Annotated in this window: 14 protein-coding genes and 1 pseudogene; 4 read left to right on the forward strand and 11 right to left on the reverse strand. The window is 42.2% G+C overall.

The annotated features are described in order from the left end of the window. The 4 genes and pseudogenes from H6G97_RS03760 to H6G97_RS03775 form a co-directional block, all read right to left on the reverse strand. Window positions 1-323, reverse strand: a pseudogene (locus H6G97_RS03760) (photosystem II q(b) protein); the annotation flags it as partial. 256 nt (window positions 324-579) lie between these two features. Further along, window positions 580-1254 (reverse strand): DUF2834 domain-containing protein, encoded by a 675-nt coding sequence (locus H6G97_RS03765; RefSeq protein ID WP_190939376.1) that lies wholly within the window; start codon window positions 1252-1254, stop codon window positions 580-582. 122 nt (window positions 1255-1376) lie between these two features. Continuing rightward, a complete protein-coding gene (hrcA, locus tag H6G97_RS03770) occupies window positions 1377-2486 on the reverse strand; it encodes a heat-inducible transcriptional repressor HrcA (RefSeq protein ID WP_190939377.1) in 1110 nt (369 codons plus the stop codon). A gap of 467 nt (window positions 2487-2953) precedes the next feature. Next, the gene (locus H6G97_RS03775; RefSeq protein WP_190939378.1) at window positions 2954-3286 is read right to left on the reverse strand and encodes a rhodanese-like domain-containing protein; all 333 of its coding nucleotides are present in this window, start codon (window positions 3284-3286) and stop codon (window positions 2954-2956) included. A gap of 159 nt (window positions 3287-3445) precedes the next feature. Here H6G97_RS03775 and H6G97_RS03780 point away from each other — a divergent pair, with 159 nt between their 5' ends. Then, a complete protein-coding gene (locus H6G97_RS03780; protein ID WP_190939379.1) occupies window positions 3446-5104 on the forward strand; it encodes a DUF3352 domain-containing protein in 1659 nt (552 codons plus the stop codon). A 197-nt stretch (window positions 5105-5301) separates the two neighbouring features. Here the strand turns inward: H6G97_RS03780 and H6G97_RS03785 are convergent, their stop codons facing one another. Continuing rightward, window positions 5302-6294, reverse strand: a complete 993-nt coding sequence (locus H6G97_RS03785) for a 1-acyl-sn-glycerol-3-phosphate acyltransferase (RefSeq protein WP_422394155.1) — start codon at window positions 6292-6294, stop codon at window positions 5302-5304. Window positions 6295-6733: 439 nt separating this feature from the next. On the opposite strand from H6G97_RS03785, the gene H6G97_RS03790 reads away from it, so the two are divergent. Both H6G97_RS03790 and H6G97_RS03795 read left to right on the forward strand, forming a co-directional pair. Beyond that, window positions 6734-6988 (forward strand): helix-turn-helix domain-containing protein, encoded by a 255-nt coding sequence (locus tag H6G97_RS03790; RefSeq protein ID WP_190939381.1) that lies wholly within the window; start codon window positions 6734-6736, stop codon window positions 6986-6988. 1 nt (window position 6989) lies between these two features. Continuing rightward, window positions 6990-10361, forward strand: coding sequence for a PAS domain S-box protein (locus tag H6G97_RS03795; protein WP_190939382.1), 3372 nt, complete (start codon window positions 6990-6992; stop codon window positions 10359-10361). 23 nt (window positions 10362-10384) lie between these two features. Here H6G97_RS03795 and H6G97_RS03800 read toward each other — a convergent pair whose 3' ends face one another. The 5 genes from H6G97_RS03800 to H6G97_RS03815 form a co-directional block, all read right to left on the reverse strand. After that, window positions 10385-11077: an MIP/aquaporin family protein gene (locus tag H6G97_RS03800; protein WP_338421569.1), complete on the reverse strand. Its 693-nt coding sequence runs from the start codon at window positions 11075-11077 to the stop codon at window positions 10385-10387. A gap of 60 nt (window positions 11078-11137) precedes the next feature. After that, on the reverse strand, window positions 11138-12349 hold the full coding sequence (locus H6G97_RS03805) for an aspartate aminotransferase (protein ID WP_190939384.1): 1212 nt from the start codon (window positions 12347-12349) through the stop codon (window positions 11138-11140). After that, entirely contained in the window at window positions 12346-13536 is a 1191-nt protein-coding gene (locus H6G97_RS03810; RefSeq protein ID WP_190939385.1) for an iron-containing alcohol dehydrogenase family protein, read from the reverse strand. Before H6G97_RS03810 ends, H6G97_RS03805 begins: the two co-directional genes overlap by 4 nt. Window positions 13537-13662: 126 nt before the next feature. Continuing rightward, a complete protein-coding gene (locus H6G97_RS54675) occupies window positions 13663-13785 on the reverse strand; it encodes a hypothetical protein (RefSeq protein ID WP_277883253.1) in 123 nt (40 codons plus the stop codon). 467 nt (window positions 13786-14252) lie between these two features. Continuing rightward, window positions 14253-14774, reverse strand: a complete 522-nt coding sequence (locus tag H6G97_RS03815) for a Ycf51 family protein (RefSeq protein ID WP_190939386.1) — start codon at window positions 14772-14774, stop codon at window positions 14253-14255. Window positions 14775-14860: 86 nt separating this feature from the next. On the opposite strand from H6G97_RS03815, the gene H6G97_RS54680 reads away from it, so the two are divergent. Beyond that, window positions 14861-14995 (forward strand): DUF6887 family protein, encoded by a 135-nt coding sequence (locus H6G97_RS54680; RefSeq protein ID WP_277883254.1) that lies wholly within the window; start codon window positions 14861-14863, stop codon window positions 14993-14995. A 317-nt stretch (window positions 14996-15312) separates the two neighbouring features. Here H6G97_RS54680 and H6G97_RS03820 read toward each other — a convergent pair whose 3' ends face one another. Then, window positions 15313-15831, reverse strand: a complete 519-nt coding sequence (locus H6G97_RS03820) for a hypothetical protein (protein ID WP_338421571.1) — start codon at window positions 15829-15831, stop codon at window positions 15313-15315. Between the last annotated feature and the right edge of the window lie 69 nt (window positions 15832-15900).

Genomic DNA, 15900 nt, shown 5'->3' on the forward strand with positions numbered 1-15900 from the left:
TTGTACAACCACTCATCTAAGGAAGCTGCTTCCCAAATTGGGTAGAAGTGCAAACCGATAGCGTTGGAGGAAGGAACAACTGCACCGGAGATGATGTTGTTTCCGTAGATCAAGGAACCTGCAACTGGTTCACGGATACCATCGATGTCTACTGGAGGAGCAGCGATGAAGGCGATTACGAAGCAGGCGGTAGCGGCTAGCAGGGTAGGAATCATGACTACGCCGAACCAACCGATGTAAATACGGTTGTTGGTGCTGGTGATCCAATTGCAAAACCGCTCCCATACGTTGGCGCTTTCGCGACGTTGAATGGTTGCTGTCATTGTTTTATAAGTGCAATTATTTGTGGATGAATTAGGTAGGTTTGACTACCTGTTACACATCTTAAATAATTTATTGCGTTTTGTAAAGTACTTTCAGAAAAAAATTTTCTCTTGGGATTTACGCACCCACAGAAAATCCCCAATTTACTGAAAAAGGGGACTTTGGATGATACGATTTTAAATTTTAGATTTTGGATTAGACATTTCCAGAACCCTTAAGGTAGCCGGGTGAAGCCCCTAATCCCCAGTTCCCAGTTCAATTCGCCACTGCCTGGTTGGATATTGACTCTACACCCACTTCTTGTAAAGGTGGACGCACAGATAAATAAATCAATGGGCCGAATAGCGGTATCAACGCTATTAACCAGAAAAACTGCGAATTTTTCCAACCGCGACGCGCCATATCATCTCCCAGCAATGCGGGAAAGAGTAAGGAAAGTAGACAAAAATCTAAACTCATCACATGGATAAAGCGGTTAGTTTGCCACTCTTGGACAAAACTACCCCAATCTCCTCCTCTTAAACCGTAGGCAACTAAAATAACTGTGCCTACCGTCAATATAAAACCAGTCACACGAGAATCTAGCAGCTTAAGCAAGATATTCTTTTTACCAACAAACTGATTATTTGGTTCTCTAAGGGCTAAGTAGGGTAATAAAGCAAAAGCACCAACTGCGAAAGAAGGGATCACAAACAGCCAAGCAGGTATTTTTTGTCCTCTACCATCAATAAATACTACTGCGCTGTAAATCAGAGGCCAGATGCCCATGATGTTGAATAGTGCTATCACTAATGGGTTAATGCCCTCCCACTGCCCAAGAGAAAGGTTTTTAATTAACTCAAATGTACCGGGTTGCTCAGGAGGCGCAAGGTAAAAAGCATAGACAACCAATCCCAGCCACAGCAAGCCAAAGGCGATTTTTCTAACCATAAAAGATTTAAGTAGTTTTAATTATTGATTTTGCCGCTACAAATTGGGCTATTTGCTTGCTATTATATTCATGATTCGCCTAGACTCGTAGCGGCTTTTTCCTGAATACCATCTCATGCGATTTAAGGATTGAAGTAACTGAAAGCTTCCGAAAGATAATCAGCAGCAGATGCTACTACTGCGATCGCACTTTCATAATCTAGGCGCGTTGGCCCCAAAACTCCCACACTTCCTACGGGTATTGAACCCCGACGATAGTTGGAAGAAATTAAGGTGCAGGTGCGTATCGGTTCTAATGGGTTTTCTGCGCCAATGCGAACCGTTACCTTTGGTTTAGCACCATCCTCCGGTTCTGGCTCCTCAAATATTAATCGCCACAGTTGGTCTTGTTCTTCTTCCAAGAGGTGGATAATAGTTTGTACTTGCTGTAACTGGGAAAATTCTGGTTGGCGCAAAACTTCTGACACACCGCGAACCATAATTTGGGTTGCAGTCGGCGCAATAGTTCGACGAGTCAATTCCGCAACTGAGTTTTTTAAGAATTCCCCGTAACGTTGGAATTCCTGATCTAGTTCGCTCCAGTTGAGGTAGGCTAATTCCAACAGACTTCGCCCCCGCAAGTGGCTATTCAAAAAGTTAGAAACAATCTGTAACTCGCGATCGATTACCTCTGAATCGCGTTGTGTTTCTTCTGGTGTTGGCGATAAATCCATCAATTTAGAATGTGTCTCGTAACCATCAGTTACGACAATCAGCATGATCCGCCCGGCTTCAATTTGCACTAATTGCAGATGTCGCAATAGCGCTGTAGTCGTTTGCGGCATGGTGATCAAGCTAATGCAACCACTTAAGGTTGCTAAAATTTGTGCGGCTCCTTGCAGTAGGGTCTCTAAACTGCGATCTTCCCACTGGAGATGCTTTTGCAATGCTACCTCTACTTCTCGCCCTAAAGTTTCTGTTCGCGTCGCGTCTCGCAGAGAAGGTGTAATTAGTTGGTCAACATAAATGCGATAGCCTGAATCTGAAGGTACGCGTCCAGCAGAAGCGTGTGGTTGGTAGAGTAATCCAGACTTTTCTAAAACGCCCATCACATTGCGAATTGTCGCCGAGCTTACACCTAGGTCGTACTCTTCGACTAAAGCCTTTGAACCAACAGGCTCTGCTGTCGCAATGTAGTGGCGTACCGTTGCCCAAAGTATATGCTGTTGTCGATTTGTTAACTGAACTTCCATTATTGTATGTTTTGCTGAAGGCAAATTTTAATCAAACTCTAAAAAAATTTGTGTGTTTAATCGAAAACAGAAAATATTAATAATTGATTAAGATAGCAAATTATATAACTATATTATGATAAGTATTCTTAAAGCTCATATACATACAGCATTTTTTAAGAGTAAGGTTGAAATAGTAGCTAAAGTTTTCTGCAAAAACTGCTAGTTATAATCTACCCTCACTATGCTCTTTTATAACCGTATTCTTGCATAATTTTGCAATTACAACAGTATTATTAGATACGTATTTTTTTGCAAGGGCTAATGCTGAACTATAGTTTGGGCCGGTCAAAAATTTTTGTGCAGATGTACTTTATGCCCAAATCTAGACCTTTCCAGCAAGCCTCTAAAGTGATGAACTTCTGCTTTTAGCATAGCAAATGCCAGATGGAAGGGTAAGTTCCATCTGAGTGACGTTTCTGAAAAAGCTAATATTGGGGAATTGAAGGGTCTACCAGTAGGGAATAAGCAGCAATACCACCCGCAATATTTTGCACATTTGTAAATCCTTGAGCCATCAACCACTGGCACATCTGGGCAGAACGGATGCCGTGGTGGCATAGCACAAGTGTTTCAGCTTGGGGATTGAAGAGGGTAGGTACTTGATCTCCCCATTCGGCAAATTGACTTAAAGGTAGGTTGACAAAGCCCTCAATGCTAGCGATCTCCAATTCTTGTGGTTCACGCACATCTACTAGCTGAATACTTGGATCACTAGAAGAAAGACGTTGCGCCAGTTCTTCTACACTAATTTGATTCATGAGTTCCCTATCATGAGGTTTTCGTAAACAGTCCTAATACTGTTTATGGTGACAGAAAATTTCTGCCTTGACATCAGCATCCATTCTCAAGGGGGTTGATTAATTCTGCTAGGCTTTCTGCTTAAATGGCTGTAAACCGTCTTTTTTAATAGGTTTAATGTGAATAGGCAACGTTCATTTATCGGTTTTATCATAGCTGGGGCGATCGCACTGCTAGTAATTGCGATCGCAGGCTTTTATTGGTTTTTCGCCAAAAGTCCGGTTAATCTTATTGGTTCTACCTCTGGGCCTGGTGCAACCATATTCGTGTCGAAACTTTCGCCTGTAATGGTTTCATTGCTGACAAATCCTGACCGTTTGCAGGCGTTGGAGCGTGAAGAGGAACTATCTAAACTCAAAACCAGTTTATTCGCTAAGAGTGGCATAGATTACAAACAAGACATTCAACCCTGGTTAGGGGACGAAATTACACTAGCTATCACCACTTTAGATATTGATCGCGAGCAAGAAAACGGACAGCAGCCAGGGTATCTGTTGGCATTAGCAACCAATCAACCCGAAAAAAGCCGCGAGTTTGTCGAGTTGCTATTTTCCAAGCGGGCGTTAGCTGGAGCAAACTTAGCTGTTGAACAATATAAAGGTGTAAAACTGATTTCTGACAATTCTCAACCAGAGCAAGACTTACTTGCTGGTGCTGTTGTTGGTGAAGGCTTTGTTTTATTTGCCAACGATCTGAAAGTACTACGAGATGCGATCAATAATGTCCAAGCGCCCGATCTGAATTTGACTAGTTCCGCCGACTACCAAAAAGCGATCAAAGAACTGCCTAAAGGGGGTTTGGCTATAGCTTTCTTGAATCTTCCCATCGTGGCGAAATGGCAAGGGTTAGAGTTAGCAGAACAACTCTATAACAGCCAAATCATATCCTTATCTTTAAACCCCAAAGGATTACTGGCAGAAACCACCTTTCTGACTACATCAGAAACTGCCCCCCCATCTCCAGCGTTATCTAAACCTGTGGGAGCATTGCAGTATGTTCCAGCATCAGCAGGTTTGGCAATTTCTGGCTCAAATTTAAGTCATTTGGGTGACAGTGATTTAGCTAAACTCTGGAGACAAGCAACAGCAACCATATATGGTTCTGAGGAAGATGTGATTTCTCGGTTAGCAAAACCCGTGGCGGATGTGCAAAAACGTTGGGGTATAAACTTACCAAAAGATATTTTTAGTTGGGTACTAGGAGAATATGCCATAGCACTGTTACCTGACAAAGAGCAAACAACTCCCCATTGGATTTTCGTGGTGGAAAAATCTCAGGATGTAGAACAAGGCGTTGCTCATTTGGATGCGATCGCCTCATCCAACGGACTCAGCATCAGTCCGCTGACTATAGATCAGCAAAAAATCTCCGCTTGGACAGAGTTAAGTACGACTACGAAAAAAAGTGATGTTAAAGGAGGATCGTTCAGCATTGAAACAAAAGTACGGGGATTGCATACAACTTTAGGAAATTACGAAGTTTTTACTTCTGACTTAGAAACTATGGATGAAATTCTCACAGCTAAGGATAATTCCATAATTGATAATCCCAATTTCCAAGATAGTATCGCTGCAATTCCCCTACCAAACCAAGGTTATGTATATCTTGACTGGGCAAAGAGCCAGAATTTATTAGAGCGTCAAATACCAATTCTCAAGTTAGTGGAAGTTTTAGGTAAACCATTTTTTAACAATTTGCGATCGCTCACAGTCAGTAATTATGGAACTGACACGCGATCGCTCAAAGGTGGCATTTTCTTCAAACTCCATAATTCGTGAGATTTTCATAGCAGTTCAAAGTGGAGAAGGTAAAAGAACTTTTTACTTTCTCCACTTTCTTGCTATCAGATTCAATTTTACTGTTTATTAAACTTCTTGCATAAGTTGGTAAAAGGTTCTGTATTGTTCCCTTCCCCTTTAACCTTTACTTTTTTCCCCCTCTTGCAAAAAGCACTCTTGTAAGAGGTCTATTGAGTTCAGCTTCTTACAAGTTTCCCAAGTAAATGATTAATTTGAAGTTGCAGTTTTTCTCTTAATTGTTGCGCCTGCTGATAAATTACTGCACGCCTTTTGCTTGAGTGAGTATCTAATCCTGCTGGTTGCAAAGGGCTAATAGAGTAACGCAGACGAGTTCTCATTGCCCAAATTCCCATTGAGGGAAACAGAATTAAGACCAGCATCAAAGGTGATAGAGGCAAGAATGGTAACTTGACTAGTCGTTGCAATTTTTTGAGATTAACAGCCCAAGGATGGAGAAATTCACTACCGATGCAAACAACTGGGAGAATGGGAATATGATAGCGATCGCTCAACTGAAGAAAACTGATATCAAACTTTTCTAGTTGATAGCGTCTTCTCCAACCTTTCAGAGGCCCACGGATACCTTCGGGTGCATATAAGACTATTTTACCTTGTGCAATTGCTGCCTCAAAATTATCTAATTCGGCTCGTACACCACCTAAAACCTGCGACCATTTAGGTGGTAGCCACCAAATCATCCAAGGATGCTCAAATAATACTGGATTTGCTACAGCTTGTAGTACCCATCCTCTGGCTTCACTTAATAAATAACCCAAGGTCAAAAAGTCCCAAGGAAAACACATTCCTGCGTGATTCATTGCTACAATTAATGGCCCTGTTGACGGCAAATTTTCAACTTGTTGCAATTCTGCACGAAAATAGTATTTAACAATGGGGCCGAGAACTTCTGAGCGAAAAGCTTCTTGATATTGGGGATCAAATTCACCAATTTCTCTTCGAGGTGGACGAAAACCCAGACGTAACCACCGACTTAGCAGTGCCAGATAAAATCCGCCAGGAATTAAAAATAATCCATATTCTAGATAATTCCAACCATCTTGATCGGTGTGATAGTGCTGCCAATGCCGATTAAATAAAATTAGCCAGCCTGGAGGATACCAAAGACAGAACCAATCAAACCAGCTAAATATATAGCCTCCACTTGGCATATTCTCCAGTTGGGTGTTTAAGAGGTTTTTGGAATGTTCATTAATCAAAACAGTGAAGTCAAGGTAAAAACTTTATTAAAAATGCATCATAGCTTTATAGTTTTGAAGTTGGTATCTTACCATAGAAGTAAAATTAAAAATATGCTTTTCAATCCATTTTAGATTTACTTACTAACATTAGCGATGATTTAGAAATATTTATCACTCCAAAAAAATATTAAACAAAATTTATTATAGTAGGGCAGCACATCCGTGTGCTACTAAGCTTTTGTCATCAAAATATCAAGTAAAATTTAATATTTATTTTATATATCCCTTCTCCGGCGAACAGCTATTAGTAAACTTCGCCAAAAGATGGAATTAATAACAACTGATGACTGTGCAAATTCTTCCTCAAGCTGGAGACAGATGGTGAGACACCTGTCTTATTCTTCCTACTATGGAACTAGAAAAGACACTAAAAATTTCAGATTTAATCCGTGAACTTCGGCAGCAACTCCATCTCTCTCAGGAAAAGTTTGCAGCCAAGTTGGGAGTTTCTCTGCGAACAATCAATCGTTGGGAGAACGGATCTACAGTGCCTTCACAGATGGCACTAAAGCTAATTGAAAAAATGTTACAGAACATGGGCGAACCAGGTAAAAGACTAGTGAACGAGTATCTCCCCAAAGCGGAGCAACGGGAGGACTCTTAAGATGATCGTGAAACTACCGGAAAAAATTTTGATGATGCGTTCTCGGTTCATAGCTTGTGGTGTGATGATTTTGGCAGTTTTAGCGGCGTTGCTGCTGACAAAACTATTGCTCCCAGTCTTTGAGCCGAGCGTATTTACATTATTTTATGCTGCTGTGGCAGTCAGCGCCTGGTATGGCGGCATGAGACTTGGAGTGCTAGCGATCGCCCTGTCTTTTACAATTGCGCTATATTTTTTAATCGAGCCAATCTACTCCTTTGATTACCTCAACTTGAACGTGTTGATCAGATTAACCACGTTCTCGTTAGTATCCCTGTTAATTACTGCACTCTCTTCAGAGCTGCGAACTGCTAGAGGCAAAGCAGAAACAAGCCTAAAATTGTTGCAAAATAGCGAAATGCGGTTTAGCCGACTGGCAGAATCTAACATCATTGGGGTCATGGTAACTGATATAAATGACGGCTCGATTATAGAAGCCAATGATGCTTTTCTGAAGATGGCCGGCTATACGCGAGAAGATTTATCCGCTAATCAAATGAACTGGCGTGAGATTACCCCGCCTGAGTATCTTTTTTTGAGTGAGCGTTCAGTAGAAGAACTAAAAACAACTGGAGTATGTAAGCCCTTTGAGAAAGAATACATTCGTAAAGATGGCGATCGCATTCCCGTTCTGCTCGGTTCTGTGCTTGTGGGAGATGCTGAAGAAACAGTCATTGGCTTCGTTGTTGATTTGAGCGAGCAGCAAGCGGCGCTACGCGAACGCAAACAAGTAGAAGCGGCATTAAAACAAGCTAATGAACGGCTTAGAAGTTTTGTCAAAGCGAATGTAGTTGGCATTCTCTTTGGTGATGTGAATGGTAGTATCACTGAAGCCAATGACGAGTTTTTGCGAATTGTCGGCTATACCCAGGAGGATGTTCAAACAGGTAGATTACGGTGGACTGATATCACCCCCTCTGAGTATCAATATTTAGATGAACTGGCTATTGCCGAGGCAACAGCAAAGACTACTTGTACTCCTTATGAAAAAGAATTGATTCGCAAAGATGGTTCTAGCGTCCCAGTGGTAGTTGGCTACTCCCTTTTAGGAGAATCTCGCCAGAAATCAGTTGCATTCATTCTGGATATTAGCGATCTCAAACAAGCTAAAAAGGCGCTGAATCATAGTCAAGAGCAATTTCAAGCTTTTATGGACAATATTCCCGCCGCCGCATGGATTACGAATGCAGACGGGCGTGTAATTTACCTCAGCCCAACTTATCTGGGCACATTTGATTTAGCAACAAATAAGGTAATTAATAAAAATATCTTTGAGCTATACCCGCCCCAAATCGCTCAACCCCTCTTCGATAACATTAGAATGGTTGCCGAGACGAACCAAGTTGTAGAAACGATCGAATCTGTTCCACGCATAGATGGCACCCTCGGCGAATTTTTGGTCTATAAGTTTCCCATTGCTGATGCTTCTGGGCAACGCCTAGTAGGAGGAGTTGCAATTGACATTACCGAACGCGAACGCGCTCTTCGTGAACGTCAACTTGCAGAACAAGCCTTACAAGAGCGCAGTGAACGACTCAAACTGCTCTCGGAAACAACCAGTGATTTGCTTTCAACCGAGCGCCCCTTGGATTTAATGAACACCTTGTTTAGCAAACTCTCGGCGCAGATGGATTTGCACTTTTACTTCCACTATCTAATCGATACGCACGAAAATAAGCAAAAACTTCGATTAGTAGGTTGGAGTGGGATTACTGATGAAGTATTTAAAGCAATTGAATACCTGGAATTTAATCAAGGGATGTGCGGAGCGGTGGCACAAGAACGCCGTCAAATTGTCGTCAACGATGTGCTGCACTCTATCGATCCAAATGCTCACATTCTTCGGACTTTGGAAATTACAGCCTATGCAGGTCAACCATTAATTGCTCAGGGAAAGCTGCTTGGTGTCCTCTCCTTTGCCAGTCGCACTCGTACCCGCTTCACTTCTGGGGAAATTGCTTTATTACAAGCAACCTCCGATCAGGTGGCGGTTGCCCTGGAACGTGCCCAGTTAATTGCTTCATTACAACGACGGAAAGAAGAATTGATCCAAGCTAATCGGATCAAAGATGAATTTTTAGCGGTTCTTTCCCACGAACTTCGCACGCCGCTAAACCCCATTTTGGGATGGTCGAAGTTATTGCAAACCAAAAAATATGATGAAGTAACTACCACTCGCGCTCTCCAAACCATTGAGCGCAATGCCAAGCTTCAAACCCAATTAATTGAAGATTTGCTGGATGTCTCTCGGATTTTGCAAGGTAAACTTAGCCTAAATATTACTTCTGTTAATTTGGCAGTTGCGATCGCAGCAGCAATAGAAACTGTACGTCTAGCCGCTGAAGCCAAATCGATCAATTTGCGATTTACAATTTTAGACTTTCCTGCGGAACGCTACGCGAACGGCTACGCTCAGTCGAACGATTTTGGATTAGAAAATTATTACAGCAATTTGGATGACAATCTCAAATCTCAAATCCAAGTTGCACTGGAAGCAAACGAAATTTGCGATCCCAAATTTCTGGTGACAGGTGATTCTGGTCGCTTGCAGCAAGTCATTTGGAATCTACTTTCAAATGCTATTAAGTTTACACCCCAAGGTGGACAGGTAGAAATCAGTTTAGAGTCTATTGGTTCTCAGGCTCAAATTCGCGTCCGTGATACAGGTAAGGGAATTAGCCCAGAGTTTTTACCATTCGTCTTTGATTACTTCCGACAAGCTGATGGTGCAACTACCAGGAAATTTGGGGGACTGGGATTAGGATTAGCTATTGTTCGTCACATTGTTGAGCTACATGGCGGCACAGTTAAGGCAGAAAGTTTGGGTGAAGAACAGGGAGCAACCTTTACAATCATGCTACCTCTGATCAAGATTCATCTAAATAGTCATGAAATCGATAAACAAACTAATGATTCGCCCGATCTAAATGGGGTAAAAGTTCTGCTTGTGGATGATGAGCGTGATACACGAGAGTTAATCGCTTTTATTTTGGAGCAATCTGGCGCGGTAGTAACTCAGGCCGCATCTGCTATGGAAGCACTAGGAATTATGCCTCAGTTCCAGCCAAATCTGCTATTAAGCGACATTGGAATGCCGGAAGTAGATGGCTATATGTTGATGCGTCAAATCAGAGCTATGTCACCAGAACTTGGAGGGAAAATTCCAGCGATCGCTCTAACAGCTTATGCATCAGAGCTTGATTATCAACAGGCAATTGCCGCCGGCTTTGAGCAGCATATCACCAAACCAGTAGAGCCAGCTAAATTACTTCAAGCGATCGCTAACCTGATTTGTAGTTGTAGCGCTCTGAAAACTAACTTACAACCCTTTTAGAACTAGCCGTAAATATTGCTCTTTTATTCTTTGAAATCACGAAATCCGTTGGAAAGTTGCCGATATACTATTACTGCTAATTGCGCTCCTAAAATGGGCGCAACCCAATAAACCCAATGATGCTGCCAAATTCCTCCCACCAAAGCCGGGCCTAAAGAACGCGCCGGATTCATACTTGCACCTGTAATTGGCCCCATAAATGCTGCTTCCATCCCTACCGTCAACCCGATCGCTAACCCAGCAAAGCCAATATGGGCGCGGCGATCTAATCCAGAACCCAAAATTACAAACATCAAAATAAAGGTGAGAACGAACTCTAACACCAAAGATTGCAACCAATTCCCCTTCAGTGGTAGAGTCGCCCCTAAATTCGCAACTCGCCCCAAACTAATTAGTAGTAAAGCTGAAGCTACGAACGCACCCAATAACTGTGCCAAAATATACGGCAATACTCGCCATTTTGGAAAAAAACCACTCGTCCAAAATGCCAAAGTCACCGCAGGATTGAAGTGTGCGCCGCTCAGATGGCCAATACCGTAAATTAACGCAGTAATGACTGCACCAAATACAAAACTGATACCAATATGCGTTACACTGCCACCACTAATCGAGTTCACCATGACTGCACCAGTCCCGGCAAACACTAAAATAAAGGTGCCAATTCCTTCTGCTAAAGCCTCTCGCCAGCAATGCGTTAGCGATTTTCGTAATTTCACGCCTCTGCTAGGCACTTGGGCACCCTATAGTTAAAAAAAGTTGATAAGATTATACTATCTTTATTGTGAAGTAGAGACTACAGCTTCAGGTTGATAGCGAATACCGACTTGCTTGAAGCGATGTAAAACTTCACCCAAGCGATCGCAGTCGGCAATCAAACTGATCCTTACATAACCCTCACCTGCAACTCCAAAGGCATTACCTGGGGTAAGAACAACGCCAGTTTGCTGTAATACATTCAAGGCAAAATCTGTGGAACCCATACCCACAGGACACTTCACCCAAAGATACATTGTTGCCTTAGTTTTGGGAATATCCCAACCCAACTCTCCTAATCCTTGAATTAGGAAATCGCGGCGGGTACGGTAACGTTGTTGTACCTCATGCAAATACACATCTGGCAGTTGTAAGGCGGTTTCGGCTGCTGTTTGCAATGCGGCAAAAATACCGTAATCCAAGTTAGTTTTCAGTGTTCGCAAACCTTGAATTACATGGCGATTACCCACGACAAACCCAACGCGCCAACCAGCCATATTGTAGGTTTTAGATAAAGTATGAAATTCCACACCAATATCTTTCGCACCAGGAATTTCTAGCAAGCTAGTGGGTTGATAACCATCAAAAGCTAACTCGGCATAACACAAATCATGCACCAGTAAAATTTCATATTTACGGGCGAAGGCGACAATTTCTTCAAAAAATTCGCGGGGTGCGGTGGCGGCGGTGGGATTGCTGGGATAGTTGAAATAGAGGATTTTAGCTTGTCTTGCAACCTCGTCAGGAATTGCAGCTAAATCAATTAACCAGTCATTCTCTGGTTTGAGGATCAAGCTGTGAATTTTCCCGCCAGCGATCGCAGGCCCCCGAAAATGTGCAGGATAAGCGGGAGAAGGAACTAGAACTAAATCGCCAGGGTTAACGTAGGCAAGTGCTAAATGGGTTAATCCTTCTTTAGAACCCAGCAATGGCAAAGCTTCGCTATCAGGATCGAGAACCACACCATAACGGCGATCGTACCAGTTAGTGATCGCCCGGCGGAAACTAGCGGTTCCCTCAAACGGCGGATAACCGTGATTGGCGGGATCTTTTAAAGCGCCGATCGCAGCTTCTACAACTGGTGCTGGTGTTGCACCATCAGGGTTTCCCATACCCAAATCAATTAAATCTAACCCTTGTTCCCGTGCTTTAGCTTTCAGTTCATCTAAACGGGCAAATACATAGGGCGGCAGTTTTTGTATACGTTCTGCTGGGACAATCCAATTTAAACTCATGCTTCAACCTCGTCACTGATTCCCTTGGGCGAAACTCGATTCATATCTTTACTCTCTATAGGTGCAGTGGTAGAAACCATTGCCGCCATCAACTGTTCTGGCGCGACTTTAAACGGAAGTCGATGGATGTCAGAATTAGGAACTAGGGCCATTTCAGCGCCTGTTTGCAACTCGCCTAATGTAATATTGCCCAGTCCCAAATCACTTAATTTTTGAGGTAGTCCAATTTCTGTGTAGAACTTTAACAACTGTTGCCGTGCTGATGCGGCTAGTTGATTGCCTTGTAGCATTTCTTCTAGACGCAGTTGCACCAAAATCCCAAAAGCAACTTTTTCGCCATGAATACTGCCATGTCCGGAAATATGAGTTAAACCATTATGCACAGCATGGGCCGCAACTGTGCGACACTGTGCCCCTCCAAGTCCCCCAACTACCCCGGCCATTAACACAGTGGCATCTACGACTTCTCGCCAAACTTCACTACCTGGTTCTTTCAGGGCTGCGGCTGATTTTTGCAACAAGATATCGCGCAAAACTCGCGCTTGTTGTACTGCGGCAATAATTAAAGTGTCTTGCAAATGCCCACTGCTAACCGAGGCTTCATACCACTTAGCGATCGCATCACCAATTCCAGCTACTAAAGTCCGTTGTGGTGCAGTTTTAATCAAGTCATAATCGAGTATCAATAAATCGGGACAACGAGACAGCGCCACGTCGTAGAGAAATGCCCCATCTTCAGAATAAACATTCGATAAGGCACTCCAAGCTGCACAGGTAGCCCCTGATGTCGGAATTGTCACCACTGGCAACTGTAACTGCTGCGCGACTAATTTCGCTGTATCTAAGGCTTTGCCGCCACCAACACCGATAATTACATCAGCTTTATGTTCTTTTGCCTTCTTCTGTAAAGATTTCAGGCTAGCTTCACAGCAATCTGCACCGTATGAAGCTTGGGCAATGTTTAACTGTTGCGTTTCTAAAACTGGTTGCAAATTCTTTCTACTGATGGCGAGAGTCGACTCACCTGCCACAATTAAGGGACGACTTCCCAAACAGGCGATCTCCGCTGCAACTGCTTGCAACACCCCAGAACCACGGATTACTTTTGCTGGGGCAACTGTGAGCGTAAAGAATGAACTAGAGGTTTGAGTAGACAAAGAAGGTTGAGTTGAAAGTTGATTAGACATAGAATGTAGTTTGCTAAAACCTTGATATTTCTTAATCTAATAGACTTGCAGCCAGAGATACTTGTTGCCACGCTTTTTTCAGGATGGCAACAAGCTTCCATCTGACTCAACTAGGTTTTAACCGATTTAATTAAAAATACAAAGCTCATCGCCGCCTGGTTGAGCAGTTTGACGACGTTGCTCGAATTTATGATGTCCATTAGCCTGAAATTCCGAACTATCAAAGTTTTGAATAACGGTATAATTCATTAACATTACCACTCTCAGATTCTCAAGAAAAGCAATCGAGAATTGATAATGTGTTAAGTTGTCATGCTATTTCATGGAATCCTTAGCTATAGATTAGATATATAGTGGTATGCAAATATATGCCCCTACAACTGATTTATTTGCTGCAAAGACTTATAAAAATGTCAACAGTGGTAATTAGGATAACAACTAACAAATTACAACTGTCAGTACCCATTACCTTCACACTGATTAACTTTTTACCACAGTAAAACCACTAAAGTGTGAATATCTTAATCTAAAAATAACTATTAATGTATCAGTAAATACAAAATAAATTTTGTCATCCTGATAACAGGTAAATGATTTTATTTTTTGAGCATTGGGCATTGAGAACAGACAAGGGAGAGGCAAGAAAGAAAGTTTTTCAATAATTCAATTCTCCCTTATCCCCCTCATCTCCCTCTGCTTACCTGCACCCCTGCTTCTTAAGCGGTAGGTTTTGGCAATTGAGCGAATTTTTCTGTGTAAACTTCGATTGCGATCGCAGAATTTTCACGAGAAATGAGCGATCGCTTGGCTTCACCTAAGTAAACTGGTACAGAAATCCCTGGTTCCGGGTGGATAATAGTACGAGCGCGAACTGTCAATTTGTCCTCTTGGCGTGTACCTGAACGACCAGAAGAAAACAGATTACTAACTGCTTGACGCAAAGTTGCTTCTAATTGTGTAGGTGTAATTTGGGGTGATGTAGCAATCACCGCTTGTGTTGACCCATTGTCATAAACTAAAGTGTACCGGGCTGCCCCTGGAATCACAGTCCGACTCAAGGGGACTATCGAGAGTGCAAATAAACCAGCCGTCACCACCAGCATAAAGCCAGTCGTACCCACCAGCCGAAAGCGGATGCCCCATTTGAGAATAAAAGCCAAAAATGTTATGGCAGCAAATACCAAGGTAGCTATACCTGACCATTGGGTGTACTGAAGAAAGTTAGCTGTTGTGAGCATAAGGTTGGTTATGGAGGCGTCTTTTGTTTCGTTACCGACACACCCATTTTACCGAGAGCTTACACCGATTACCTGTGAGGTTGATTATGAATAAGGCTAACTTTAGAGAAATGACACGCAAGCAATTGCGAGATTATATTTTACAAAATCGTGGCGATCCCGAAGCAATTCACGCCCTGCATTGCACGTTCAGTCTAATGGTAAACCTCTCAATTCAGTAGATGAACTACAACAAGTCATTTAAGAAAAATGTAACCAAGGCTTAGAGGTCGTTTGAAAAGTAGTTGGCTGTGATTTTAGGCACTCATTGATCCCCCCAACCCCCCTTTTTAAGGGGGGCAAAAGCCCTTCTAAATCCCCCTTTTTAAGGGGATTTAGGGGGATCTAAACGTTTTGTTACCGAGAAGAGGACTTTTCAAACATCCTCCTAGAGCCATAGCTAAAAAAAATCATCACTCTGTTAGGGAGCAATACAATTTTGTTAGGTTGTAGCGAATAAAGCTGGGAAAAAATTACTTAACCAACTTCCCCAATTTTTCTAGAATAGTATTGGTTCACCAGAGACAATATAGGAATTTTCAGATGTTTGCAACTTAGTTTGAACGCTATCAATGATTGCTAGCCAATCAGCATCTTTGTTCCATTCAGAGCGAATCCTGGTTTTAGTTGCGGCATCATAAAGGTTACAAAAAACTACATTCTCTTTTCCAGCAGTTGCAGCGATAATCAGTGGCTTGGAAAAGTCCTGGACACATGATGCAGCTAAAAGGAAACTTTTCGCAAAGTTCGTTTCTCTTCCAGTCCTAATAACATAATTTTCATCTGCTTTAATAACGATATCTAACTTATTGTTGTCCCTTTCTCTAAATTCCTTTGTCGTTAATTTAAGTTCAGATATATACCCAGTTAGACCAGTTTTATGGACAGGAATAATTTGATCATTATTTATATCGTAGTTATACCACAAGTAAGATTCACCGTTCAATTCTCCGCTTTTCACATACAAATAAATAGGCTCTGGTGGGTTACAAAGACCTAATTTCATTTCAGTAACCATGTTTTACATTCCTCTACAAAAGATAATATTTTCCAAATATTCGAGCAAATTAAATAATTTTTAAATTGT

This window comes from Nostoc flagelliforme FACHB-838, assembly GCF_014698065.1.
Lineage (GTDB): Bacteria > Cyanobacteriota > Cyanobacteriia > Cyanobacteriales > Nostocaceae > Nostoc > Nostoc flagelliforme_B.

What these genes read in the sequence shown, in the direction of transcription:
- H6G97_RS03765 (WP_190939376.1), bottom strand. Translation starts at nt 1,254, where the DNA reads ATGGTTAGAAAAATCGCCTTTGGCTTGCTGTGGCTGGGATTGGTTGTC.
- hrcA (WP_190939377.1), bottom strand. Translation starts at nt 2,486, where the DNA reads ATGGAAGTTCAGTTAACAAATCGACAACAGCATATACTTTGGGCAACG.
- H6G97_RS03775 (WP_190939378.1), bottom strand. Translation starts at nt 3,286, where the DNA reads ATGAATCAAATTAGTGTAGAAGAACTGGCGCAACGTCTTTCTTCTAGT.
- H6G97_RS03785 (WP_422394155.1), bottom strand. Translation starts at nt 6,294, where the DNA reads ATGCCAAGTGGAGGCTATATATTTAGCTGGTTTGATTGGTTCTGTCTT.
- H6G97_RS03790 (WP_190939381.1), top strand. Translation starts at nt 6,734, where the DNA reads ATGGAACTAGAAAAGACACTAAAAATTTCAGATTTAATCCGTGAACTT.
- H6G97_RS03795 (WP_190939382.1), top strand. Translation starts at nt 6,990, where the DNA reads ATGATCGTGAAACTACCGGAAAAAATTTTGATGATGCGTTCTCGGTTC.
- H6G97_RS03805 (WP_190939384.1), bottom strand. Translation starts at nt 12,349, where the DNA reads ATGAGTTTAAATTGGATTGTCCCAGCAGAACGTATACAAAAACTGCCG.
- H6G97_RS03810 (WP_190939385.1), bottom strand. Translation starts at nt 13,536, where the DNA reads ATGTCTAATCAACTTTCAACTCAACCTTCTTTGTCTACTCAAACCTCT.
- H6G97_RS54675 (WP_277883253.1), bottom strand. Translation starts at nt 13,785, where the DNA reads ATGAATTATACCGTTATTCAAAACTTTGATAGTTCGGAATTTCAGGCT.
- H6G97_RS03815 (WP_190939386.1), bottom strand. Translation starts at nt 14,774, where the DNA reads ATGCTCACAACAGCTAACTTTCTTCAGTACACCCAATGGTCAGGTATA.
- H6G97_RS54680 (WP_277883254.1), top strand. Translation starts at nt 14,861, where the DNA reads ATGAATAAGGCTAACTTTAGAGAAATGACACGCAAGCAATTGCGAGAT.
- H6G97_RS03820 (WP_338421571.1), bottom strand. Translation starts at nt 15,831, where the DNA reads ATGGTTACTGAAATGAAATTAGGTCTTTGTAACCCACCAGAGCCTATT.